We start from the raw sequence: 22,263 nt of genomic DNA on the forward strand, positions 1-22,263 counted from the left end.
ATATATGAAGAAATAAGGGGGAGTATGTTATGGGAAAAAATCAAGGAAATATGAAATCATGCCTTCAACCAATGCCTAAAGTATTAGTTTCATGCAGAGATGCTAATGGTAAAAATAATGCATTAGCAGTAGCATATTGTGGAAATTGCAGCTATGATCCACCAATGGTTATGGTAGGAATTGTTCCTTCAAGATATTCTTATAATATCATAAAAGAAACTGGTGTTTTTGTAGTAAATCTTGTAACAAAAGAACAACAAGAGATGTTTGATTATTTAGGTAGTCATAGTGGTAGAAATGAGGATAAATTCTCAGAATTTAATATTAAAGTTGAAGAAGGAATAAAGGTAAATGCTCCGTTATTAGCAGATTGTCCTGTAAATATTGAATGTAAAGTAGTAGATTCTATAATGACAGGTTCACACGAAATGTTTATAGGTAAGGTTGAATATGTTCATACTAATAGAGAAATAGTTGATGATGAAGGTAACATTGATTTTTCTGAGATTAAATTTATTTAAATTTATTAATAGAATAAAAAGCTATCATTTAAAACAGAATCAATTTAGTGAATGATAAATTGATTCTGTTTTATAGGATGATATAGTAAATAAGGAGTGATAAAACACTCCTTATTTACTATATGGAAAAATTTAATGAGGTTATTAATAAGTAAATTAAAAATGATTAGCATATGCTATTAATGAAAAAGAAATTTGAATAGGAAGTAAATTTTATGTGTAAAGAAGAATTATCAGACATTCTTATGGATCATTTTAATTATCCTAGAAATATAGGAATAATTGATTATCCAAATGGACAAGGATGTAATGGAGATCTAGAGTGTGGTGATTACTTAGAAATATATATAAGAGTGGAAAATAATTTAATTGAAGATATTAGTTTTTTAGTTTTTGGATGTTTTGGGGCTATTGCAAGTGGCAGTATGACAATGCAACTTGCAAAGGGAAAAACATTAGAAGAAGCTTTTAAAATTTCTGAAGAAGATATTATACAAGCTTTAGGGGGATTGCCAGAAGATAAAAAAAGCAAGAAATTAATGTGGATTTAGATGAAATAAAAGGACAAGCTTTTACAGATATGTTTGGATATTATTCTTCAATTTCTTTCTAGAGGGTTAAATAAAAAATATTGATATATATCTAAAATACTGTACAATAAAATTAATCAAGGAGAATAAAATAAGTTAGTTAAAAATTATTTGAATTAGTATATAATCAAATAAATAAACAACTAAGATAAAGTATATGTAGGATGCTTTTGAGTTGAGTTTTTGTATTGCATGATACATAGGGATTATTAATTTAATCAAATTTAATATAGTGTATGAATAATTGAAGTGAACTAGGAGGTAATTATGACAATAGAAAATACGATTAAATGTTGTGATAACTTGACACCGACAGAAAACCAATTAGCACAATATATTTTGCAAAATAAAGAACAGATCAAAGAATTATCTATTCAAAAGCTTTCTGAAAAAACTTTTGTATCAAAATCTGCAATTCATAGGTTTTGTAAAAAAATTGGAATGGATGGGTTTAATGAACTTAAAGTAAGACTTGTTCAAGATATTATACAAGAAAGTAAAGATGACAATCAAATTGATGTTAATTTTCCATTTGAACCTAACGACAGTCAAGGAGTAATAGCTCAAAAGTTGCTAAAATTATATGAAGCATCAATAACGGATACACATAATTCTATTGATGTAGAGGAACTAAATAAATCTGTAGTATTATTACATAATGCAGATATTATTGATATATATACCCATGCACATAATATTAATGTTGCAGAAAATTTTCGGGATAAAATGCTCGCAATTGGTAGAATGGTTAATTGCCCGAAATCATTTTATGATCAGCGTTGTATGGCAACTGCATCTACGAAAAATCATGTAGCTATTATTTTATCATATTCAGGAAAAGCAACTTTTTTACCGCTCATTGTAGAAACATTACATAAAAAGGGAATAGCAATAATTTTAGTAGGCAGAGTTGGAAATAGTGTTGTATCGAATTATATAAAGCATCATTTGTATATAAGTAATAGAGAGAATTTGAGAAACAGAATATCCCAGTTCTCATCGCATATTGCAATGCAATATATGTTAGATGTTATTTTTAGTTGTATTTTTAAAAGGGATTATAAAAGGAATATAGATTATATTCAAGAAGTTATTGGTATTGTTGATGACAGAAACATTAATGAACAAAAATAACTCGGAATTAGCTGTTTGGGAAATTTATTAATAATGATTTTAAAGCTTGTTAGAGAAAACCTCTAACGAGCTTTTTGCATTTTAAGCAGTGAAAATTAATGAAAAGTATCAAAAAGTTTCAATGTAATATGCTGTCTGATAACAACCTTTGAAAAAAAAACCCAGAGTATCATACCTCCATTGACGCAGGGTGTTTTAATAATTATATTAGATACATAATATAATTTCTTATTTAGAAATCTTATTTAGAATAACTAAATTTAAAAAAAACATAACATTTGATAGGAGGAAAAATATGAAAGAATCTATAAAAATTGTAACAATTGGAGGGGGAAGTAGCTATACACCAGAATTGATGGAAGGCTTTATTAAACGATATGATGAACTGCCAATAAGTGAAATATGGTTAGTTGATATTGAAGATGGAAAAGAAAAGTTGGAGATAGTTGGGAAATTGGCGCAGCGTATGTGGGAAGCGACTCCATATGATGTAAAGGTATTCACAACACTAAACAGAAAAGAGGCATTAAAAGATGCTGATTTTGTAACTACACAATTTAGAGTTGGATTATTAGATGCAAGAATTAAAGACGAAAGAATACCTTTATTGCATGGAATGCTCGGTCAAGAAACAAATGGTGCAGGTGGGATGTTTAAAGCATTTAGAACAATTCCAGTAATAAAAAGCATCGTCGATGACATGAAGGTATTATGTCCAAATGCATGGCTTATTAATTTTACTAATCCTAGTGGAATTATTACAGAAGCAGTTATTAAACATTTTGGGTGGGAAAAGTGCATTGGATTATGTAATGTACCAGTGATTTCAATGATGAATGAACCAAAAGTTATTGGAATGCAACGCTCAGAGCTACACTATCAATTCGTTGGATTAAACCATTTTCATTGGCATAAAGTTTTCGACAAAACAGGAAAAGATATTACAGAACAGTTAATAGATCATATTAATGAAAAAAATGGTGGAACTCCAGCTAACATTTATCAAGCTGAATTTCCATTGGAATTATTACATTCTATGAATTTATTACCATGTGGATATCATCGTTATTACTATTTAGAAAAGGAGATGTTAGAACATAGTTTAGAAGAATTTAAAAACGGTGGAACACGTGCAGAACAAATGAAAGAGGTAGAAGCTGCCCTCTTTGAAATATATAAAAATCCGAATTTAAATAAAAAACCTGAACAATTGCAAAAGCGTGGTGGTGCATATTATAGCGATGCAGCTTGTGAATGTATAAGTGCAATATATAATAATAAAGGAATTCATATGGTGGTAAGTACACAAAATAATGGAGCTATACCTTGTCTTGATTCTGATTCTGTTGTCGAAGTTTCTTGTATAATTTCTGCTAGAGGTGCAGAACCAATTGCATGGGGGAAGATGCAATCATTCGAAAAAGGATGGTTACAGATTATGAAAGCGATGGAAGAATGTACAATAAGTGCTGCATTATCTGGTGATTATGGAATTGCTTTGGAAGCCTTTACAATAAACCCATTAGTTCAACATGGAAGTGAAGCAAAACAGGTATTGGATGAATTGCTAGTTGCACATGAAAAGTATCTTCCACAATTTACAGAAAAGATTATTGAGTTAAAGGCACATGGGGTAGCATCAAAGGATCCTATTGTAATAGAACTGATTAAAAATGGACATTAAGAAATATTTTGACAACTAACTGTATAAAATATGTAGTAATTATATTATCAAGGAGGAAAAATGAGCATTAAAAAAGAGATATTTGGAATTACGAAAGAAGGAAAAGAAGCATATATATTTACGCTTGTAAATTCAAAGGGAATGAAAGCGAAGGTAACTAATTATGGAGCCATACTAGTTTCACTATTTGTTGTTAATAAATCAAGAAAAGTAAAAGACATTGCTTTGGGATATGATAAACTAGAAGATTATTTTACAAATAATTTAATGCTTGGCGCTACTGTTGGAAGAAATGTAAATAGAATTGAAGGGGCTAAATTTAAAATTGATGATACAGTGTATCATTTAGTGAAAAATAATAATGGTAATAACATACACAGTGATAAGGATTGTGGATTTCATAAAGTTTTGTGGAATTTTAAGGTTATTAATGATAGTGCGGTGGAATTCTACTATAAAAGCTTTGATGGAGAGCAAGGGTTCCCAGGGAATTTAGATGTTTCAGTAACATATTCCTTGTCAGAGGGAAACGGACTTATTATTTCATACAGAGGTTTAAGTGATAAAAAAACACTGATTAACTTAACAAACCATACTTATTTTAATTTGAATGGCCATGACAGTGGAGATATTCTTGATACAAAGGTGACCATAAATGCAGATTATTATACACCCATTAAGGATGGAATAATTCCAACTGGAGAAATAGTTTCGGTAAAGGGAACACCAATGGACTTTATAATACCGAAAACAATTGGTAAAGAAATAGAGAATGATTGTGAACAGTTAAAATTAGCACAGGGATATGATCATAATTTTGCATTAAATAATCAAGACATCGGTATAAGAAAAATTGCAGAGGCATCTAGCGAATCAGAAGGAATAACAATGGAAGTTTATTCTGATCAGCCTGGATTACAGTTTTATGCAGGTAATACAATGAAAGAAACGGTAGGAAAAGGTGGTGTCGTTTATAAAAAAAGAGGTGGCTTTTGCATAGAACCACACTTTTATCCCAATAGCATAAATATAGAAAGTTTTAAATCACCAATCTTCGATAAAGGAGAAGAATATAAAACTACAACTATATATCAGTTTGTGTAGTTAAGTACTCAATGTTTGATAAAATTTTGGATATGGTAAAAGCTATTTAAAATTAATTCAATTGTTTGATTTTATTTTCCAATAGAACGCTTTAGCGTTCTGAAGGAACTTGTTCAGTGGTTTAAAACCACCTACTTTCAGTAGAATGAGATTTCAGTCGCCTTTAGGCGAAATCACTCATAGGTAGTGAAGTCCACCTATGAAAACTCTCCATACTTTAGTGTGGAGTGGTTTAAAAAGTGAAAACGTTATCTGCCTCCATTTGTCTTATGCTTTTCTGATTATTAACATTTTGACATACTGGAGGAAAATATAAATACATAACTGGGAAAAGTTATGTAAATCAATGCTTGCTGAATTTCGCAAGCGACTATAGGAATAATTATAAATTATACAAGGGGGATTTAAAAATGGAAAAAAGAAAAGAAGAAGGAAAAGTATTCGCAACAGTCCAAAAGATCGGAAAAGCATTTTTTCTTCCAGTATCAGTTTTACCAATTGCAGGATTATTATTAGGACTTGGAGCATCTTTTACAAATCAAACAACAATTGCATCATATCACTTAGAAGGACTTTTTGGAAAGGGGACAATCCTCAATGCATTGTTGACAATTATGTCACAAGTAGGAAGTACTATTTTTGGGAATTTGCCAATCATCTTTGCAATGGCAGTTGCCATCGGTTTGGCGAAAAATGAAAAGGCGGTAGCAGTCTTGGCATCAGGAATATCATTTTTCGTTATGCATACTACTATAAATGCTATGTTGAAATTAAATGGTTATATTCTTGCAGATGGGAGTTATTCAGATAAAGTATTAAATGGAGCACTTACGAATGTCTGTGGTATTGATTCTTTGCAGATGGGTGTATTCGGTGGTATTATTGTAGGACTTGGAGTTGCAGCGTTACATAATAGATTTTATAAACAAAAACTACCTGCAGTCCTTTCATTTTTTGCAGGTGTTAGATTTGTACCAATCATTTCAGTATTGGTCTATATTTTAGTAGGTATTATATGTTTTTATATCTGGCCAATTCTTCAAAATGGTATTTTTGCAATTGGAGGAGTTGTTACAAGTTCAGGCTATGTAGGGACATTTATTTTTGGGTTTATAGAGCGTGCGTTGATTCCATTTGGTCTTCATCATGTATTTTATATACCATTCTGGCAGACAGCACTTGGAGGTACAGCAGTTATAGATGGAGTTACAGTTTCTGGAGCACAGAATATTTATTTTGCTGAATTAGCATCTTCAAATACAGTGAAATTTAGTGTTGAGGCATGCAGATTTATGACAGGTAAATATTCATTCATGATGGCAGGTCTTCCAGGAGCTGCTTATGCAATGTACAAGTGTGCAAAACCAGAGAATAGGAAAGTGGTTGGAGGATTACTTCTTTCAGCAGCACTTACTTCATTCTTAACAGGAATTACAGAACCAATCGAATTTACATTTTTATTTGTTGCACCAGCATTATATGGTTTACATTGTGTTTTTGCAGGATTATCATTTGTAATTTGTCATATCTTAGATATTTGTATTGGTACAACATTCTCTTGTGGATTTATTGACTTTACATTATATGGATTGCTACAGGGGAACGCGAAAACAAACTGGTTAATAATTATACCAGTATTCATTGTTTATGCACTAGGTTATTACTTTGTATTCAAGTTTGTAATTGAAAAATTTAATTTAGCAACACCGGGCCGTGAGGAAGGTGAAGGAGAGATTAAACTATATACAAAAGATGACTATAATAACAAGAATGTATCTGTAGAAAAATCAATTGGATCAAAAGCAGATTTATTATCAGCTACAATTCTAAAAGGGGTAGGCGGAGAAAAAAATTTGGTTGATATAGATGCCTGCGCTACCAGATTAAGATTAACAGTGCGTAATTCAGAGGCAGTTGATGACAACATATTAAAATCAACAGGTGCCCACGGAGTAGTTAAGAAAGGTGTGGGAATTCAAGTAATCTATGGACCACAGGTAAGTATTATAAAGAGTGAGTTTGAAGAGTACGTGGAACTCATTCGTAATGGAAAAGTGATAGTAGAAGATGTTACTGAAATTATAGCAGATAATAGTCAATCTTGAAAATGAAAACAACTAGTATACGATAAATAATAGCAATATACCAAAAGAGTTAATGGCTACAACTGATAGAAAATTGATTCCTATGAATGGAATCCAGGATTAGGCATTAGTCATAACTAAATAGTTGTACAAACTCTGTAAGTAACGGAGTAAATCAATTTTCAACAAGAAAATATGATTTGCTCCTTTATGCTATCTACAATCATCTAAGATTTATCCATAATTTAATATATTTTTATGAACACATAAGATCTTGGATTATTTTAGGTGTATGTATAATTATAAACTAGAATAATGGAAAAATATACTAATGGGGTTCATGCAATAACATGTATTAATTATAGTCTAAATGATTTAATTTAGACTTTAGATGAAATTTAATAATATTAATGAAGAGGTGTTTTTATGTTTGAATTTTTAAAAAGGAAGAAAAAAGAAGACAATACTGATCTATTAAAATTTGTTGCTCCTGCTAAGGGTAAAACATTGCCTTTATCAGATGTTCCTGATCCTGTTTTTGCTCAAAAAATGGTTGGAGATGGATTGGCAATCATGATTGAAGATGATGTTGTTGTTGCACCTGTTGATGGTGAATTAACTTTAGTTTTTAATACAAAGCATGCTTTTGCTATGACATTAGATAATGGTATTGAACTTTTAGTTCATATAGGATTAGAAACTGTTTCGTTGAATGGGGAAGGTTTTGAACAATTAGCACAAGTAGGAACTAAAGTTAAAGCTGGGACTCCTATAATAAAAGTTGACAGAGAATTTATTAAATTAAAAGGTCTTTCTTTAATAACTCCTGTTTTAATAACAAATACTGATAATACAAAATCTATAACTCCTTTAGAAAATATAGATGCTGTTGCGGGTGAAACTATAATTTTAGAATATACAGTTTAATAATCTATAGGATCAAAGTGCAGATGATGAACTAAGGGAACTTTTAAAAATAAATGTTGATAACGCTATTTTAAAGCGTAAAAGAATAACTTGTTCAATTGAGTTAATCTTATATTTAAATATATGAAAATATAAGGTATGCCAGTTAAAGAAAAGGAATTATACTGCGATTTTTAAATTTAAAGATACTGAAGTACGTGATGCATTAAATCACATACAAAAATAAGAACAAAAACACAAAAAAGTTTTGCTTTTTAAGCTAAGCTTTTTTGTGCTTTTAATAGTTTATAAGCAAAAGATTTATTTTCAGAATATGTCTCATTGCCACTGTTTTAGTACATTAATCATGAAATTTTTTATATACCTTTTTTAAGGTATATTTTAATTCCATAAGTCCAACACGATTAATAGATTATATTCAATTACTTATATACTGTCAAATTAATATTATGCTATCGAATATAATTAAAAAAAGTAATTGGCATTTGACAATAATAAAAAATAAGAGTACTATAATTATTAGCAAATGCCAATAATATTATAGGAGATGATTTAATGAAAATAGCAATTTCAGCAAATGGAGAAAACAATGAAAGTGTACTTGATGTAAGATTTGGAAGATGTGAATATTTTCAAATTCATGATACAGAAAAAAAAGAAGTTAAAATTTTAGAAAATTTAGGAAAATGTGCAAATGGTGGTGCAGGTATTGTTGCAGCTAATCAATTAATTGATGAAAATATAAATGTTATTATTACTGGAAATCTTGGACCTAATGCTTTTGAACTTATGGAAAAAGCAGAAATTAAAGCATATAAGTGTGAAAATATTTCTATAACATCTGTACTTGAGAAATACAATAATAATGAGCTTGAGGAAATAAATATTTCAGGTCCTGCTCATCATTAGATTGGAGGAATAAGCTTATGAATATAGCAGTTCTTAGTGGCAAAGGTGGAACAGGTAAAACTACAGTTTCAACAAATCTTGCTCTTGCATTAAAGTCAAATTATATTGATTGTGATGTAGAAGAACCTAATGGATTCATATTTTTGAAACCTAAAATAGATAAAACAGAACAAGTTATGGTGGAATATCCTTTTATAGATGATGAGAAATGCACATCGTGTGGAAAATGCGTAAGTGTATGCCAATTTAATGCTCTTGCAAAAGTTAAAAATGATATAATGCTCTTTGAAAAGTTGTGTCATGGATGTGGTGCTTGTGAAATTGTATGTGAATATGATGCATTGACTTATAAGAAAAGAGAACTAGGTAATATTGAAAGTGGAACAGTAAGAGATATAAGTTGCAGTAGAGGGATCTTAAATATAAGTGAACCTATGGCAGTACCAGTTATACGTGATCTTCTTAAAAATTTACCCAAAGGCATTAATTTAATTGATTGTCCTCCAGGCACATCGTGTAATGTAGTAACTGCCTTGAAGTATGCAAATGGAGCAATACTTGTTACAGAACCTTCAGAATTTGGACTTCATGATCTGAAGATGGCTGTTGAACTTGTAAAGATGTATAACATACCTTTTGGAATAGTTATAAATAAAGATGATGGAAAAAATAATATAATAAAAAAATATTGCAAAGATGAAGAAATAGGCTTAATGGGTGTTATACCGTATAGTAGATCTACTGCAATTTTATATTCTAATGGAGAAGTATTATATGATGATTTTGACCATAAAATTTTATTTGATGAATTATCAAAGGAAGTTAAGGAGGTGCTAAAGTGGAATTAGTAGTTTTAAGCGGAAAAGGTGGAACAGGTAAAACTACAATTGCAATATCACTTGCAGAGCTTGCTGAAGATGTAGTGAGAATTGATTGTGATGTAGATGCACCAAATTTTTATATGTTTTATGAAGGTCATGATATTGAAAAAAAGGAATTCACAGGTGGCAAAAAAGCTATTATAGATGAAGCTCTTTGTGTTAAATGTGGAAAGTGTGAGACTGTATGTAGATTTGATGCAATAGAGAATTGTAAGATTAATCCTTTTACTTGTGAAGGTTGTGGAACTTGCATGCTAGTATGCAAGCAAAATGCAATAAAGTTAGAAGATGAAAAAACAGCAGATACGTTCATTACTGAATTGGATAAAGGCATAATTTCAAGAGCTGAAATGGAAATAGGCAGCGATGGTTCAGGAAAGTTAATAAGTTATTTAAGAAAAAATGGCAGAAAATTTAATCCTGAGGAAAAATTAATTATAAGTGATGGTTCACCTGGAATTGGATGTTCTGTAATAGCGTCTATTACTGGAAGCGATGCGGTTTTAGTTGTTACAGAACCTACAAAATCTGGACTTGAAGATTTAATGAGAGTGGTAGCGTTATGTGAACATTTTGGAGTATTTACTATGGTTTGTATTAATAAATTTGATATAAATGAGGATATGAGCATAAGAATAGAAGAATTTATTAAAGAAAAAGAATTAGTTTTAGTAGGTAAAATCCCATATGATGACACTGTTATGAAATCTATAAATGAACTAAAGCCTATTATATATTATGAAGATAGTAAAGCATGTACTTCTATTAAAAGTATGTGGGAAAGTATAAAGAAGCATATTTTTTAGTGTATCTGATGTCTAGTAACTGTAACACTTCCACTATAGATGAAACTTCTCTTTCTAAAGTCAGATGAGTAAGCGATTCATACTAAATCATAGATTTAGGTTTTCTGATTAAGTGGGAGATAACAGTGGCACGACCCTATACGAGGTGACCCTTGAGGTTATAAGTTAAACTAAGATTCAGATGGGGATAAAACCCACCTGAATCAAGTTTCACTTGATAGAAATCCACAAAATTTCTAGTAATATTACAATTATAAGGAAGTCGTAAGCAATAATTAAAATATACATTAATTTGTAAATTATATAAGGAGAAAACAAATGGAAAGAGTAATAGAATTTCATAAAGAAGGCTATAATTGTGCAGAATCTGTACTTAAGGCTTTTAATGAAGATACAGGATTAGATATTCCAGTATCAATGGCTAGCCCCTTTGGCTCTGGAATGACTGTAGGAAGTACTTGTGGAGCGATTACAGGAACACTTATGGCGGTTGGAGCATTAAAAGGAAGAAATACAAGTGAAGAAAAAAATAATTCAAGAACACTTACTAAAGAAGTAACAACTAAGGTTAAAGAAAAATATGGAACTCTTGAATGTATTGAACTTAAGAGAAAAGGTGTAACTTGTGATGAAATCATAGAATATGCCTATGGTCTTTTAAAAGAACATACAAAATAAAACTAATAGACGTTATGAATTAATTTTGTTATTAAATTTCATAAAAAAATGTGTACGATTTTAGTGACAAAATAATTAATATAATAATATGTGAAATATGAGGAGGAAATGAAAATGAAAATAGCAATTGCAAGTGATGGTAATAAGGTAAGTGGACATTTTGGACACTGTGAAGGGTTTACCATGTATGATGTAGAACAAGGGCAATCTTTAAAAAAGGAATTTATACCGAATCCAGGACATAAACCAGGATATTTACCTGTATTCTTAAAAGAAAAAAATGCAAATGTAATAATTGCAGGTGGAATGGGAGAAACAGCACAAGATCTTTTTAATCAAAATGGAATAGAAGTAGTTGTAGGAGCTCAAGGTTTAAGTGATGATCTTGTTCAAGCATTTATAAGAGGTGAACTAAAATCAACTGGAAGTGTATGTACTGAACATTCACATGAAGGTCATTGTGAAGAATAACACATGGAAAAAATTTAATGGATAAAGATCTTTCTTGGTATAAGAAATTATTTGAGAAAAATGGATATAAGTTCACTACGCAAAAGAGAATAATACTATTAGAAATAATTAATGCTAATACTCATTTATCAGTAAATGAAATTTATGATAGAATCAGAAATAGAAATATTGGTCTTGCTACAGTATATAGAAGTTTGAAGCTTTTTAATCAATTAGACATAATAAAACAAATTAACATTGACAATGTAAGTTATTATGAAATGAAAATTTTTAGTGGAAAACCCTTGCATATTCATTTTAAATGTTCCAAATGTGATAGTATAATAGATATAGATAATAAATATTTAAACTTAGAATACATTAAGTTAAATAAAAAAGTTGAAAAAGAAAACAATTTAGATGTAAATGATGTAAATATTATGCTAATTGGAACATGCAGTAAATGCAAGGAGGATAAATAATGGCAAGACCAACAAAATTCAGAAGAGTAGAGTTTTTTCCGGAAAATAATTATTTTGTACCATGGGGAAAGCCAAAATGTGAAATTGAAGAAATAGTTCTAAAAGTAGAAGAACTTGAAGCAATGAGATTAAAAGATATAGAAGATTTAAATCAAGAAGAATGTGCTGAAAAGATGCAAGTATCAAGACAAACTTTTCAAAATATTATAGATAGTGCAAGAAAAAAAATAGCTATTGCGCTAACTGAAGGTAAAGCCATAAGTATAAGCGGGGGGCATTATACTACAAAACTTTGCAAATTTAGATGCTTACAATGTGGAACAACTTATGAAATAAATTATGATCAAGATAGAGCAATTTGTCCTAGTTGTGGTTCAGAGAAAGTTATGTGTAGTAAAAAAGCAGGATTTTGCAAAAATTGGTGTAAAGGTAATAACACAAACCTTAATACTTAATAGTTTAAGGCATATGAAAAGAAAATAACAAGTTAGTAAAAGAATCAGACTAACTTGTTATTTTTTTAATATTTCTAAAGATAGGGAGTGGATTACATGGATATAGAAGAATATTCAGATATTGTTATGGATCATTTTATGTGTCCAAGAAATATGGGAGTAATAAATAATTCAAATGGAGAAGGAACCAATGGAGATCCAGATTGTGGGGACTACTTAACTATATATATAAAAGTAGAAAACAATATAATAGATGATATTAGCTTTTTAGTTTTTGGGTGTCCAGCATCAGTTGCGACAAGTAGTATGACAACAGAGCTTTCAAAGAAAAAAACTTTAGAAGAAGCATTGAAAATTACTGAAGATCATATAATAAATGCTCTGGGGGGATTACCAGAAAATAAAAAGCATTGTTCTAATCTTGGAGTTTCGGCGTTAAGAAATGCTATTGAGGATTATTACAAAAGAAAAGTATAAAAATAAAGGCATCAATTTTGGGTGCCTTTATAAATTATTTAATGATCATTAATATGTTACTTAATCACATAAATATAGTGTTAGACATATAGAATATTTTAGGAAAAAGCAAATTATCGAACATTTTTGCACAAATATAGTCATACATTCTATAGATAATAATATGTAAGAGGTATTTATGTCTATTTATTTTGACTTCAAAACTATTAGAGAACTTATAGAAAACAATAATAAGAAGAGTATATATGTAACTAGACGTGTAGTGGAAGAAACATATGATTTCAGTCCAGATGATTGGGTTGAATATATTACTCCATTAGTTGATAGTGCATTAGAAGAAGCTAATGGTGGAATTAATCTAGAACATTTATTTCAGAAATTTATTTTGATAGGTATATTTGTAGGCCAGGGAAAAACTTTTCAAGAATCTATTAATCAGGTGGAAGAATGGGAAAATACAGGTATATCTCAGTTGTTAGAAAAGAGTAAGATGAATAGAGGTTATTAATACTTAAATGAATAGAAGTGTTGGACTTAAATATATAATCTTGATTATTATATTAACATATAATATAATGAAGCTTGTAAAAATAAATGAATATAACTATGTACGGTTGGGCAAATTTTATAATTTGCTTTCAAGCAATTTTGGTTTCTGGGGTGGGAAACTCTTTTTAGAGTATTCTCATCTCTTTTTTTGTTGAAAATTTTAAGAAATAAAAATATTAAATAAGAAGTTCAACTGTAATTTTTTGTTTAAACAAAGATTTTAGGGAATAAATAATAATATCTAAAGGAGATCAATTATGAAAAATAAGATTTATAATAAGGTTTTTAATCCATTTTTACACTTTTTTAAAAATGAATCTGCTAGCGGCTTAATACTTTTGGGTTTTGCCATTATTGCAATAATAATAGCAAATTCTAGTTTTGCTCCAACATACAATGATATACTTCATACCTATGTAACTATTGGATATAAAGAATTTTCGCTATCAATGTCAGTTCTTCATTGGATTAATGATGGATTAATGGCTCTATTTTTTTTAGTAGTTGGTATGGAAATAAAAAGAGAAGTGGTATTTGGAGAGCTTCAATCTTTTAAGAAAACTATATTACCTATATCAGCAGCTATAGGAGGTATGATTGTACCAGCAATTATTTATGCGTTATTTAATTATAATAAACCTACTATTTCAGGATGGGGAATTCCAATGGCAACAGATATTGCATTTGCACTCGGAATACTTTCTTTAGTAGGTAGAAAAGCACCTAAAGGAATAATAGTATTTCTTACAGCATTGGCTATAGTTGATGATTTGGGAGCTATTATTGTAATTGCTATATTTTATACTAGCCAAATTTCTTGGATTGCTCTTATTATGGGTTTAATTGTTTTTATTTGCCTTATATTAGCTAATAGATTTAAGGTTAAATATACATCGGTATATGTTATTTTAGGTATAGTACTATGGATTTGTATTTTAAAGTCAGGTATACATGCAACGATTGCTGGTGTATTACTAGGAATTTCATTGCCTGCAGGAAAAAATATTCATGAATTCAAATCATCAATTTTATACAGACTTGAACATGTTTTAACTCCAGTGTCTTCATTTGTAATTATGCCAATATTTGCGCTAGCAAATTCAGGGATAGCTATTGATATTAATAGTATTGGAGCAATAATATTAACACCTGTTAGTTTTGGAATTATATTTGGGCTAGTTATTGGGAAACAAATAGGTATATTTGGAGTTTCATACATTTTAGTAAAATTAAAAGTGGCTAAGCTTCCAGCTCAAGTAACCAAAAGGCATTTATATGGTGCAAGTGTGCTTGGAGGTATTGGATTTACTATGTCAATCTTTGTATCATCTTTATCATTTGCAGATGAAACTGTGTTAGCCACAGCCAAAATAAGCATTATGATTGCTTCAATTTTAGCTGCAATATTAGGTGGGATAATTTTTGGACTTATAAAACTTAAAGGTGAAAAATAAATGTATTATGTGTAAATTGACTGCATTGTGGTATTCATGATACTATTAAAAAGCTTTGATTTAGATAAAGTATGCTAAGTCAAAGCTTTTATTTGCAAAAAAAATATTGATATATATTAAAAGAATTCAAAGTAATAAAAAGAAAGAAGGAATTACATGAAAGAAATTAGACAAGAGTGGTTTGGAAATATTAAAGTAGATTTACTGGCAGGGATAGTTGTTTGTATGGCATTAATACCGGAGGCAATAGGATTTTCTATAGTAGCTGGAGTTGATCCTATGATTGGAGTATATGCATCTTTTTGTATGTCTTTAATTATATCAATCTTTGGTGGAAGAACAGGGATGATTTCCGCTGCAGCTGGTGCAATGGCATTAGTCTTGGCAAGCTTAGTAAAGGAACATGGAATAGAGTATATGCTTGCAGCAACAATACTTACAGGAGTGTTTCAAGTTATATTAGGCTTTTTAAAGATAGGAAATCTATTAAAGTTTATACCTAGACCAGTTATGATAGGATTCGTAAATGCACTAGGAATAATGATGTTTACTTCACAATTACCTTATTTTAAAGGATCATTTATTTTAATAATTTTAGGTGCAATAGGGGTTTTAATAATTTATTTATTGCCGAAGTTAACGAGAGCAGTACCATCTCCAATAATATCAATAATAATTGTTACATTAATAGTGGTTATATTTAAGATTGATGTAACTACATTAGGTGATATGGGAAAAATAAGTAGTGACTTGCCAAGATTTTTAATACCTAATATATCATTTAATATGGAGACACTAAAAATAGTATTACCATATTCGATATCACTCTCTTTAGTTGGTCTTGTAGAATCCTTATTAACAGCTCAGTTGATTGATGATTTAACAGATACTCCAAGCGATAAGAATAGAGAATGTGTAGGTCAAGGTTTGGCTAATATAACATGTGGATTTTTTGGTGGAATAGCAGGATGCGGAATGATTGGTCAAACACTTATAAATCATAATTATGGTGGACGAGGTAGATTATCAACACTTACATCTGGAACTGCAATGCTTATTGCAGTAATAGTATTAAATAAATTTGTTGTGCAAATTCCAGTAGTTGCTTTAGGTTCTGTTATGATAGTTGTATCAATAACTACTTTTAATTGGGGATCAATAAAGAGAATATCAAAAGTACCTAAAACAGATACAATTGTTATGATTTCAACAGTTATAGTAGTTTTATTAACTCATAACTTAGCATATGGGGTTATTCTTGGAATAATATTAAGTGCACTATTTTTTGCATCTAAGATATCTGAAATCAAGGTGAAGAAAATTAAAGAAGATACCCAAACTACATATATAGCTAATGGGCAATTATTTTTTGTATCTACATTAAAGTTTATTAATAGTTTTGATTTTACAGAAAAGATTCAATGTGTAAATATAGATTTGTCTAAGGTGAAAATTTGGGATGAATCAGCAGTTGATGCTATAGATAAAGTAGTAATTAAATTTCATAAAAATGGAGTTAAAACCAACTTGATAGGAATGAGTAATCAATGTTTAGAATTAGTTGATAGAATGGCTGTCCATAATAAACCAGGTGGATTAGAGTCGGCTAGTAGTCATTAAATTATAATCTGATAGTATAAATTTATGAGTGTAATAAGAATAAGCTTCTTGTTAGGCACATGAAAATAAATAACAAGTCCAAAGTTGCCATGAATATTTTTCATTAGGCAAGGAGATAAATTGCCCTCATAGCGGGCCTATTATGGCAATTTGCCGACACAGCATGATGGAAAATAGGCTGGCAAATGGACTTGTTATTTTTTTGATTGTGCCTTACACTCATTTTGATAATAAAGATTTTAGGCATATTAGCTCAAGTGCTTTTAATACTGAATCAGTTCTTGGTGGAACAGATGGTACCACAGTTATAATAGTAATGAAAAGTGGTGTTAAAGGTAGCCAAAGAAGCAAAACCGAAAAGAGAAAAAGAGGTATTTAAAATGAGCAAGTGTGTGTGTTATAGATAGAGTTGGAAATGTTGTTACTGAACTTTTGTGTAAAGGAAGAATGAAACATACAGATTTAGAAAGGCTTTTTAGAGATAGAATTGATGACGAAGCAATTTTCTGTACAGACTCGCATAAGAGTTATATTAAGTTTGCACAAAATTTAGGTATTGAATTACAACAAATCAAGCGTGGTAAACATAAGGAAGGTATATATCATATACAACACATTAACGCATTTCATAGCAAACTAAAGAAATGGATGGATAATTTTAATGGTGTTGCAACTAAATATCTTGCTAATTATATGTATTGGTTTAAATGGTTAGAAGTCTTTAATACAGAGAAAGATACTGTTAAAAGTAAAAATTTGTTAATACAATTTCATACATGTCATTCTGATACAAAATTAAAGGACTTTAGATTTAGAGAAGCAATTTATATATAGCTATGATATTGGGATAATTGTAATGTTAACAGATTATGAAAAACCCAAATATGAGGTTTCCAGAAATATTGATAGATTTACAGGTAAAAGAATTTATAGTAAAGAGAAAGACTTTATTGGAAACGGAAAAGTAGTTTATTTGCATTTGGATGGTGATAGATATCTTGCTTTAGTATCTGGCGGTGGGGGATGATGTAATATTAAGTGATATCAATACTGTCTATTAATAATTGCTTTGTATTTTTCTTTAAGTGTTTACTAAAATAATTTGGAGCAATGAATATTTGTAAATTGTTGAGAATTATATGTTCATCTATAACCCACTAAAATATATAAGAAAAGAGTGTGAAATTATGGAGTTAAGAAGAGAAAATGAAATTGTTAAATGTGATACAGGATTTTCAATAGACATTTTACTAATATCTTATTATGCTCTGTTATTAAGGAAGGATTATAAAGATTATATAGAATTTAGTATATTTCTATTATTACATATAATAGAAGTATTATTAAGTATCTTTATTTTTATAAAGGTACTATTCATATTATTTTATTTAATATTATATTAGCAATATTTTATAATAAGTTGCATATAACAATTTTATTAAAAAAAGGTTGGACAATCTATTAACGTAATTTGAAGGTAATACTCCCCTGTAAATATTAATTATTGTATGTTTAGTAGTTAATTCGCAAACTTCATTAATCGTGAAATAATGGAACTCTTGAAAAGGAGTTCCATTATTATATACTATATTATCAACACTATTCATTAACATAGCCTAAATTAAACGGAATGCGATGTCAATTGCATATGAATTCACAGGATTTAACAACGTAAATGGTGATAGCAATTCAGATATGTTAGAATATTTATTAAATATATTAAAAAGAGATGATTATTCTATATTTATCAGAGATGTATCATTTTTAGGATTTTCAAGCTATCATGTAATTGTGCCAGGATTTAGTGAAGTTGAGACTATTCATGATGTTGAAGCTCTTGACAATTATAGTAGCTACATTAAAATGAAAAAATATTTAAGAGATATTGACAATATAAGCAATGAGGAAATTACTTAATTAATATATAATCTAAATAGTCAAAATATAAAAAAGAAAATATCAGTGCCACAGATATTAAATTATTAGAACAGTTTTATCCATCAGAAATGATTAAGGATGTGACTAAAAATTTCAATAACAATAAAAATGTTATTGAGAAATTTGGTGCAATTTATTGCTGGAATTGCAATAACTGCGATTATGTTGATAATTGTTGGAGTAAAGAACATGACAGAATGTTTATGATTTTAAAAGATCAGTATTCTTTCAATATTTCGAGTATTGTTTATTAGATAATATTAAATTTAGGCACATAAAAGAAAATAATAGACAAGCATGCTGGTCTATTATTTTCTTTCATGTGCCTTATTGTTTACTTAAAACAGGCTGATTGAAAAGTAATTTTTGATTAGCTTTTTTTAACGAGGAAAGTATAGAAGTTTTATCTACTATACTTTTTAAATAAATCATCAAGGGCTTCCCTAAGAAGAAATGCTTCAGTTCTATCATTTGCCTTGGAAAGTCTAGAAAGTCTATCGAGTTGAGTTTTAGTAAAATAGTTGGATTTCAAAACCATGCTTTCTGCCTCAGAAAGACAAATTCTATTTTTTCCCAAATCCTTTGCTCTAAACAAAGCACTATCAGCTACCCGAAAAAGCTCAACTACAGTTTTAGCATCCCTTGGATAACTTGCAACTCCAAAACTTAAGGTAAAATAAATATTCTCTGCTTTATTATCACATAGGCTAAATGTATTATCTGATAAATATCTTCTTATTTCTTCTAATTCCATAAAGCTTCTTTCAGCTCCTTTTTTTACAAGGAGTATATTAAATTCATCACCAGCTCTACAAATAATGTCTGTAGATGATAAATTATTATTTAAAATTGAAATGAGTTTTTTTAGTACTTCATCACCAACAGAATCTCCATATAAATTATTTAAATTTTTAAAGTCATCAATATCAGCAACCACAACACTAAAAGGTCCTTCGTTATTTGATATTAATTCATCCATTTTAGATATTAATTGTTCTTTTGAAGCAAGTATTTCATCCATAAGTAACCTCCATATATAATTTTTGATTTTATAAATATAACTTACGGCTATTTAACAGTGTTATAAGTTATATATAATAAATAACAAAAGTAGGTATATCTTATCATATCACTAAATTAGTCTGTAATTTTAGTGAAATTTAATATAACTTTAATTATATTAACATCCACATATATATGCGTCAATATATACGACATAATATATTTCATAAACTTAGGCATAATCAAAAAAATGACAAGTCAATATGCTTTATTGGAATGTATAGAAATATATATTTAGATATAGAGAAATTAGTAAAACATTACTTTTAATAAATTCAATAACTCATGCAATAATAAGCATATTGGAAATCCTTGGTTTGTTTAAATACATATCATTTTAACATATATACGTTGACATATATATGTTAAAATGATATGGTTATTATAGATAATATGAATTATAACAAAACAATAAAATATTAAAAACGCTGAATCAATTTGAGCGGGAGAACCAATTTTTGGGGTGAATCTTATCATATGATAAGTAGGGTTAATTTTCTTCGACCCGAATCCGTCAGCTAATCTCGTAAGCGTTGAAGAGAAGTTCTTTTGGCATACTAATATCATACTTTTTTTGGTATATATGTGAATAATAAGGCTTAACAAGCTGTAGAGACTTCTCTGCAGCTTATTATTGTTTTAGAAAATCACTTAAGGAGGAGTTTTTATGATAAAAGTATGTTTAATTGATATTGGAAAGACAGGAAAAGAAATTGCGAAGATGGTATTTGAGCAGGATGGTATGAAAATTGTAACGGCTATGTGTAGTCCTGGCAGCCTTAAAAGACATATGGATTTAGGAGAAGTAATTGAAAATAAAAAAAATGGAATTAAAATAGAAGGCACTAATAAATTAGAGGAGATTATATTAAGATATAGACCAGATGTTGTAGTTGACTTTTTCTAAAGCCGAAGCTACTTTGAAGAATGTAGAGATAATATCAAGACTAGGAGTTAATATGGTTATTGGAACTACAGGTTTTTCAGTGTTGGATTTAAAAAGAATAGAGACTTTAGCTAATAATAATCAAGTGGGAATAGTTTATGCACCTAATATAACATTAGGAGTAAATGTACTTATGATTTTAACAAAGCTAGCATCTATACTGTTGAATAATTATGATTTTCAAATTTCGGAAATCCATCATAGAAACAAGAAAGATAGTCCGTCTGGTACTGCAGTAAAGATAGCAAAAGAAATAGAAAGTGGTTTATTATATGCCGGTAAGGATATTCCAGAAGCCGGAATATCAATTAATTCAGTACGTGCTGGTGGTGTGGTTGGAAAACATGAGGTATTAATTGCTGGGGAAGATGATAGAATTACAATTTCTCATGAATCCTTTTCAAGAAAAGTTTTTGCATCAGGTGCAATTCATGCAATAAAGTTTATTCAAAACAAAGCTGGATTTTATGAGATGAGAGATGTATTGGATTTGTCAAAAGTTATAGAAGATTTATATATAAATAAAAATGAACATAATTCTGAAAATTTGAAAGATATAGTAGCAGTAGATAAGGTAAATCTACACTAATAAAATATATAAATTTATGACAAGTACTTGGAACTTAAAAAATTGGTAATTAAATAGAAGAGATAATACGTATAACGATGTTATCGAGAGATTACACTAGGAGGGAAATATATGAAAAAGAGAATTTTAACATTATTTATGTCAGCATTAATGATTAGTGCACTTGTAGGATGTGGATCACAGACAAATAAATCTACATTGAATCAAATAAAAGAAAAAGGGAAATTTACATATGCCTTAACAGGAGCATATCCACCATTTAATTATATGGATGAAAGTGGTAAGGTAGTAGGATTTGATGTAGATATTGCAAATGCAATTGCAGAAAAGATGGGAGTTAAAGCAGAAGCAATTACAACACAATGGGATGGTATAGTTGGAGGTTTAAAAAGTAAGAGATTTGATACAATTATAGGCAGTATGGCTATTACAGAAGATAGATTAAAAGAAGTAAGCTTTACTGAACCATATTACTATGATGGGGCACAATTTTTTGCAAAGAAGGATTTAAATTTGCAATCTATAAATGATTTAAAAGATGGTAAAGTAGGTGTTGTTACTGGTACAACTTTTCAAAAAGAATTACAAGGTATGAGCAATATTAAAGAAGTACTTCAATTTGAAGGGGACATTGAAAACTTTATGGCAACTGCAAATGGGCGTTCAGATGGACTTGTAACGAGCAGATTTGTAGGATTGAAAGCTCCAAAAGAATATAATTTAGTACCTGTTGGTCCTTTACTTTATACAGAAAATATTGGGATTGGTGTACGTAAAGAGGATAAAGAGTTACTTGAATCAATGAACAATGCATTGAAAGAGATAATTGAAGATGGAACGTACCAAGAAATAAGTAACCGTTGGTTTGGTACTAATATTTTGACAAAATAGTAGTAATAAAATAACAAGTCAATATGTACCTT

The 22,263-nt window shown here is 29.3% G+C and carries 24 protein-coding genes, 2 pseudogenes, 1 riboswitch and 1 other annotated feature; of the genes and pseudogenes, 25 read left to right on the forward strand and 1 reads right to left on the reverse strand.

What is annotated here, in order from left to right:
• Positions 1-29: 29 nt before the first annotated feature.
• From psyc5s11_RS02745 to psyc5s11_RS02855, 23 genes and pseudogenes are all read left to right on the forward strand, one after another.
• Positions 30-521, forward strand: coding sequence for a flavin reductase family protein (locus psyc5s11_RS02745; protein ID WP_224036115.1), 492 nt, complete (start codon positions 30-32; stop codon positions 519-521).
• A 215-nt stretch (positions 522-736) separates the two neighbouring features.
• The gene (locus psyc5s11_RS02750) at positions 737-1,072 is read left to right on the forward strand and encodes an iron-sulfur cluster assembly scaffold protein (RefSeq protein ID WP_224036116.1); all 336 of its coding nucleotides are present in this window, start codon (positions 737-739) and stop codon (positions 1,070-1,072) included.
• 306 nt (positions 1,073-1,378) lie between these two features.
• A complete protein-coding gene (locus psyc5s11_RS02755; RefSeq protein ID WP_224036117.1) occupies positions 1,379-2,245 on the forward strand; it encodes a MurR/RpiR family transcriptional regulator in 867 nt (288 codons plus the stop codon).
• A 295-nt stretch (positions 2,246-2,540) separates the two neighbouring features.
• Positions 2,541-3,929 carry a 6-phospho-beta-glucosidase gene (locus psyc5s11_RS02760; RefSeq protein WP_224036118.1) on the forward strand — a complete coding sequence of 463 codons (1,389 nt, stop codon included), beginning with the start codon at positions 2,541-2,543 and terminating at the stop codon, positions 3,927-3,929.
• A 60-nt stretch (positions 3,930-3,989) separates the two neighbouring features.
• Positions 3,990-5,033 carry an aldose epimerase family protein gene (locus psyc5s11_RS02765; RefSeq protein WP_224036119.1) on the forward strand — a complete coding sequence of 348 codons (1,044 nt, stop codon included), beginning with the start codon at positions 3,990-3,992 and terminating at the stop codon, positions 5,031-5,033.
• A gap of 410 nt (positions 5,034-5,443) precedes the next feature.
• Positions 5,444-7,138, forward strand: coding sequence for a PTS transporter subunit EIIC (locus tag psyc5s11_RS02770; RefSeq protein ID WP_224036120.1), 1,695 nt, complete (start codon positions 5,444-5,446; stop codon positions 7,136-7,138).
• A gap of 405 nt (positions 7,139-7,543) precedes the next feature.
• A complete protein-coding gene (locus psyc5s11_RS02775) occupies positions 7,544-8,044 on the forward strand; it encodes a PTS sugar transporter subunit IIA (RefSeq protein WP_224036121.1) in 501 nt (166 codons plus the stop codon).
• 555 nt (positions 8,045-8,599) lie between these two features.
• Positions 8,600-8,953, forward strand: a complete 354-nt coding sequence (locus psyc5s11_RS02780) for a NifB/NifX family molybdenum-iron cluster-binding protein (protein ID WP_224036122.1) — start codon at positions 8,600-8,602, stop codon at positions 8,951-8,953.
• A gap of 17 nt (positions 8,954-8,970) precedes the next feature.
• Positions 8,971-9,801: an ATP-binding protein gene (locus psyc5s11_RS02785; protein ID WP_224036123.1), complete on the forward strand. Its 831-nt coding sequence runs from the start codon at positions 8,971-8,973 to the stop codon at positions 9,799-9,801.
• Entirely contained in the window at positions 9,792-10,640 is an 849-nt protein-coding gene (locus psyc5s11_RS02790) for an ATP-binding protein (protein ID WP_224036124.1), read from the forward strand. The genes psyc5s11_RS02785 and psyc5s11_RS02790 overlap by 10 nt, the downstream gene beginning before the upstream one ends.
• A gap of 318 nt (positions 10,641-10,958) precedes the next feature.
• Positions 10,959-11,318 (forward strand): C-GCAxxG-C-C family protein, encoded by a 360-nt coding sequence (locus tag psyc5s11_RS02795; RefSeq protein ID WP_224036125.1) that lies wholly within the window; start codon positions 10,959-10,961, stop codon positions 11,316-11,318.
• A gap of 114 nt (positions 11,319-11,432) precedes the next feature.
• Complete coding sequence (locus psyc5s11_RS02800) at positions 11,433-11,789, forward strand: NifB/NifX family molybdenum-iron cluster-binding protein (RefSeq protein ID WP_224036126.1); 357 nt, start codon at positions 11,433-11,435, stop codon at positions 11,787-11,789.
• A gap of 17 nt (positions 11,790-11,806) precedes the next feature.
• Positions 11,807-12,250, forward strand: a complete 444-nt coding sequence (locus tag psyc5s11_RS02805; RefSeq protein ID WP_224036127.1) for a Fur family transcriptional regulator — start codon at positions 11,807-11,809, stop codon at positions 12,248-12,250.
• Positions 12,250-12,705: a DUF134 domain-containing protein gene (locus tag psyc5s11_RS02810; RefSeq protein ID WP_224036128.1), complete on the forward strand. Its 456-nt coding sequence runs from the start codon at positions 12,250-12,252 to the stop codon at positions 12,703-12,705. The genes psyc5s11_RS02805 and psyc5s11_RS02810 overlap by 1 nt, the downstream gene beginning before the upstream one ends.
• A gap of 96 nt (positions 12,706-12,801) precedes the next feature.
• Complete coding sequence (locus tag psyc5s11_RS02815; RefSeq protein WP_224036129.1) at positions 12,802-13,182, forward strand: iron-sulfur cluster assembly scaffold protein; 381 nt, start codon at positions 12,802-12,804, stop codon at positions 13,180-13,182.
• Positions 13,183-13,360: 178 nt separating this feature from the next.
• A complete protein-coding gene (locus psyc5s11_RS02820; protein ID WP_224036130.1) occupies positions 13,361-13,690 on the forward strand; it encodes a hypothetical protein in 330 nt (109 codons plus the stop codon).
• 104 nt (positions 13,691-13,794) lie between these two features.
• Positions 13,795-13,852: a sequence feature (sodium ion sensor (DUF1646 type); this cis-regulatory element may regulate processes involved in with the transportation of sodium ions), on the forward strand.
• A 136-nt stretch (positions 13,853-13,988) separates the two neighbouring features.
• Entirely contained in the window at positions 13,989-15,185 is a 1,197-nt protein-coding gene (nhaA, locus tag psyc5s11_RS02825) for a Na+/H+ antiporter NhaA (protein ID WP_224036131.1), read from the forward strand.
• 156 nt (positions 15,186-15,341) lie between these two features.
• On the forward strand, positions 15,342-16,805 hold the full coding sequence (locus psyc5s11_RS02830) for a SulP family inorganic anion transporter (protein ID WP_224036132.1): 1,464 nt from the start codon (positions 15,342-15,344) through the stop codon (positions 16,803-16,805).
• 142 nt (positions 16,806-16,947) lie between these two features.
• On the forward strand, positions 16,948-17,184 hold the full coding sequence (locus psyc5s11_RS02835) for a hypothetical protein (RefSeq protein WP_224038283.1): 237 nt from the start codon (positions 16,948-16,950) through the stop codon (positions 17,182-17,184).
• 11 nt (positions 17,185-17,195) lie between these two features.
• A pseudogene (locus tag psyc5s11_RS02840) lies at positions 17,196-17,639 on the forward strand (IS1595 family transposase); the annotation flags it as partial.
• A 22-nt stretch (positions 17,640-17,661) separates the two neighbouring features.
• Positions 17,662-17,832: a hypothetical protein gene (locus psyc5s11_RS02845; RefSeq protein ID WP_224036133.1), complete on the forward strand. Its 171-nt coding sequence runs from the start codon at positions 17,662-17,664 to the stop codon at positions 17,830-17,832.
• A 608-nt stretch (positions 17,833-18,440) separates the two neighbouring features.
• Positions 18,441-18,722: a YcaO-like family protein gene (locus psyc5s11_RS02850; protein WP_224036134.1), complete on the forward strand. Its 282-nt coding sequence runs from the start codon at positions 18,441-18,443 to the stop codon at positions 18,720-18,722.
• A gap of 89 nt (positions 18,723-18,811) precedes the next feature.
• On the forward strand, positions 18,812-18,997 hold the full coding sequence (locus psyc5s11_RS02855; protein ID WP_224036135.1) for a hypothetical protein: 186 nt from the start codon (positions 18,812-18,814) through the stop codon (positions 18,995-18,997).
• Between the two features lie 149 nt (positions 18,998-19,146).
• Here the strand turns inward: psyc5s11_RS02855 and psyc5s11_RS02860 are convergent, their stop codons facing one another.
• The gene (locus psyc5s11_RS02860) at positions 19,147-19,764 is read right to left on the reverse strand and encodes a GGDEF domain-containing protein (protein WP_224036136.1); all 618 of its coding nucleotides are present in this window, start codon (positions 19,762-19,764) and stop codon (positions 19,147-19,149) included.
• Between the two features lie 457 nt (positions 19,765-20,221).
• Positions 20,222-20,353: riboswitch (cyclic di-AMP (ydaO/yuaA leader) on the forward strand.
• A gap of 119 nt (positions 20,354-20,472) precedes the next feature.
• Here psyc5s11_RS02860 and dapB point away from each other — a divergent pair.
• Together dapB and psyc5s11_RS02870 are read left to right on the forward strand one after the other, a co-directional pair.
• Positions 20,473-21,340 (forward strand): annotated as a pseudogene (gene dapB, locus psyc5s11_RS02865) (4-hydroxy-tetrahydrodipicolinate reductase).
• 111 nt (positions 21,341-21,451) lie between these two features.
• On the forward strand, positions 21,452-22,231 hold the full coding sequence (locus psyc5s11_RS02870) for an ABC transporter substrate-binding protein (RefSeq protein ID WP_224036137.1): 780 nt from the start codon (positions 21,452-21,454) through the stop codon (positions 22,229-22,231).
• Positions 22,232-22,263: the final 32 nt, after the last annotated feature.

This window comes from Clostridium gelidum, assembly GCF_019977655.1.
GTDB lineage: Bacteria > Bacillota > Clostridia > Clostridiales > Clostridiaceae > Clostridium > Clostridium gelidum.

Bases quoted from the DNA above. Each gene is read 5' to 3' on its own strand.
- psyc5s11_RS02775 (WP_224036121.1), top strand. From the start codon at position 7,544: ATGTTTGAATTTTTAAAAAGGAAGAAAAAAGAAGACAATACTGATCTA.
- psyc5s11_RS02830 (WP_224036132.1), top strand. From the start codon at position 15,342: ATGAAAGAAATTAGACAAGAGTGGTTTGGAAATATTAAAGTAGATTTA.
- psyc5s11_RS02810 (WP_224036128.1), top strand. From the start codon at position 12,250: ATGGCAAGACCAACAAAATTCAGAAGAGTAGAGTTTTTTCCGGAAAAT.
- psyc5s11_RS02755 (WP_224036117.1), top strand. From the start codon at position 1,379: ATGACAATAGAAAATACGATTAAATGTTGTGATAACTTGACACCGACA.
- psyc5s11_RS02815 (WP_224036129.1), top strand. From the start codon at position 12,802: ATGGATATAGAAGAATATTCAGATATTGTTATGGATCATTTTATGTGT.
- psyc5s11_RS02860 (WP_224036136.1), bottom strand. From the start codon at position 19,764: ATGGATGAAATACTTGCTTCAAAAGAACAATTAATATCTAAAATGGAT.
- psyc5s11_RS02870 (WP_224036137.1), top strand. From the start codon at position 21,452: ATGAAAAAGAGAATTTTAACATTATTTATGTCAGCATTAATGATTAGT.
- psyc5s11_RS02765 (WP_224036119.1), top strand. From the start codon at position 3,990: ATGAGCATTAAAAAAGAGATATTTGGAATTACGAAAGAAGGAAAAGAA.
- psyc5s11_RS02770 (WP_224036120.1), top strand. From the start codon at position 5,444: ATGGAAAAAAGAAAAGAAGAAGGAAAAGTATTCGCAACAGTCCAAAAG.
- psyc5s11_RS02795 (WP_224036125.1), top strand. From the start codon at position 10,959: ATGGAAAGAGTAATAGAATTTCATAAAGAAGGCTATAATTGTGCAGAA.
- psyc5s11_RS02745 (WP_224036115.1), top strand. From the start codon at position 30: ATGGGAAAAAATCAAGGAAATATGAAATCATGCCTTCAACCAATGCCT.
- psyc5s11_RS02760 (WP_224036118.1), top strand. From the start codon at position 2,541: ATGAAAGAATCTATAAAAATTGTAACAATTGGAGGGGGAAGTAGCTAT.
- nhaA (WP_224036131.1), top strand. From the start codon at position 13,989: ATGAAAAATAAGATTTATAATAAGGTTTTTAATCCATTTTTACACTTT.
- psyc5s11_RS02855 (WP_224036135.1), top strand. From the start codon at position 18,812: ATGATTAAGGATGTGACTAAAAATTTCAATAACAATAAAAATGTTATT.
- psyc5s11_RS02820 (WP_224036130.1), top strand. From the start codon at position 13,361: ATGTCTATTTATTTTGACTTCAAAACTATTAGAGAACTTATAGAAAAC.
- psyc5s11_RS02800 (WP_224036126.1), top strand. From the start codon at position 11,433: ATGAAAATAGCAATTGCAAGTGATGGTAATAAGGTAAGTGGACATTTT.
- psyc5s11_RS02750 (WP_224036116.1), top strand. From the start codon at position 737: ATGTGTAAAGAAGAATTATCAGACATTCTTATGGATCATTTTAATTAT.
- psyc5s11_RS02850 (WP_224036134.1), top strand. From the start codon at position 18,441: ATGTCAATTGCATATGAATTCACAGGATTTAACAACGTAAATGGTGAT.
- psyc5s11_RS02785 (WP_224036123.1), top strand. From the start codon at position 8,971: ATGAATATAGCAGTTCTTAGTGGCAAAGGTGGAACAGGTAAAACTACA.
- psyc5s11_RS02780 (WP_224036122.1), top strand. From the start codon at position 8,600: ATGAAAATAGCAATTTCAGCAAATGGAGAAAACAATGAAAGTGTACTT.
- psyc5s11_RS02805 (WP_224036127.1), top strand. From the start codon at position 11,807: ATGGATAAAGATCTTTCTTGGTATAAGAAATTATTTGAGAAAAATGGA.
- psyc5s11_RS02845 (WP_224036133.1), top strand. From the start codon at position 17,662: ATGTTAACAGATTATGAAAAACCCAAATATGAGGTTTCCAGAAATATT.
- psyc5s11_RS02835 (WP_224038283.1), top strand. From the start codon at position 16,948: ATGGCAATTTGCCGACACAGCATGATGGAAAATAGGCTGGCAAATGGA.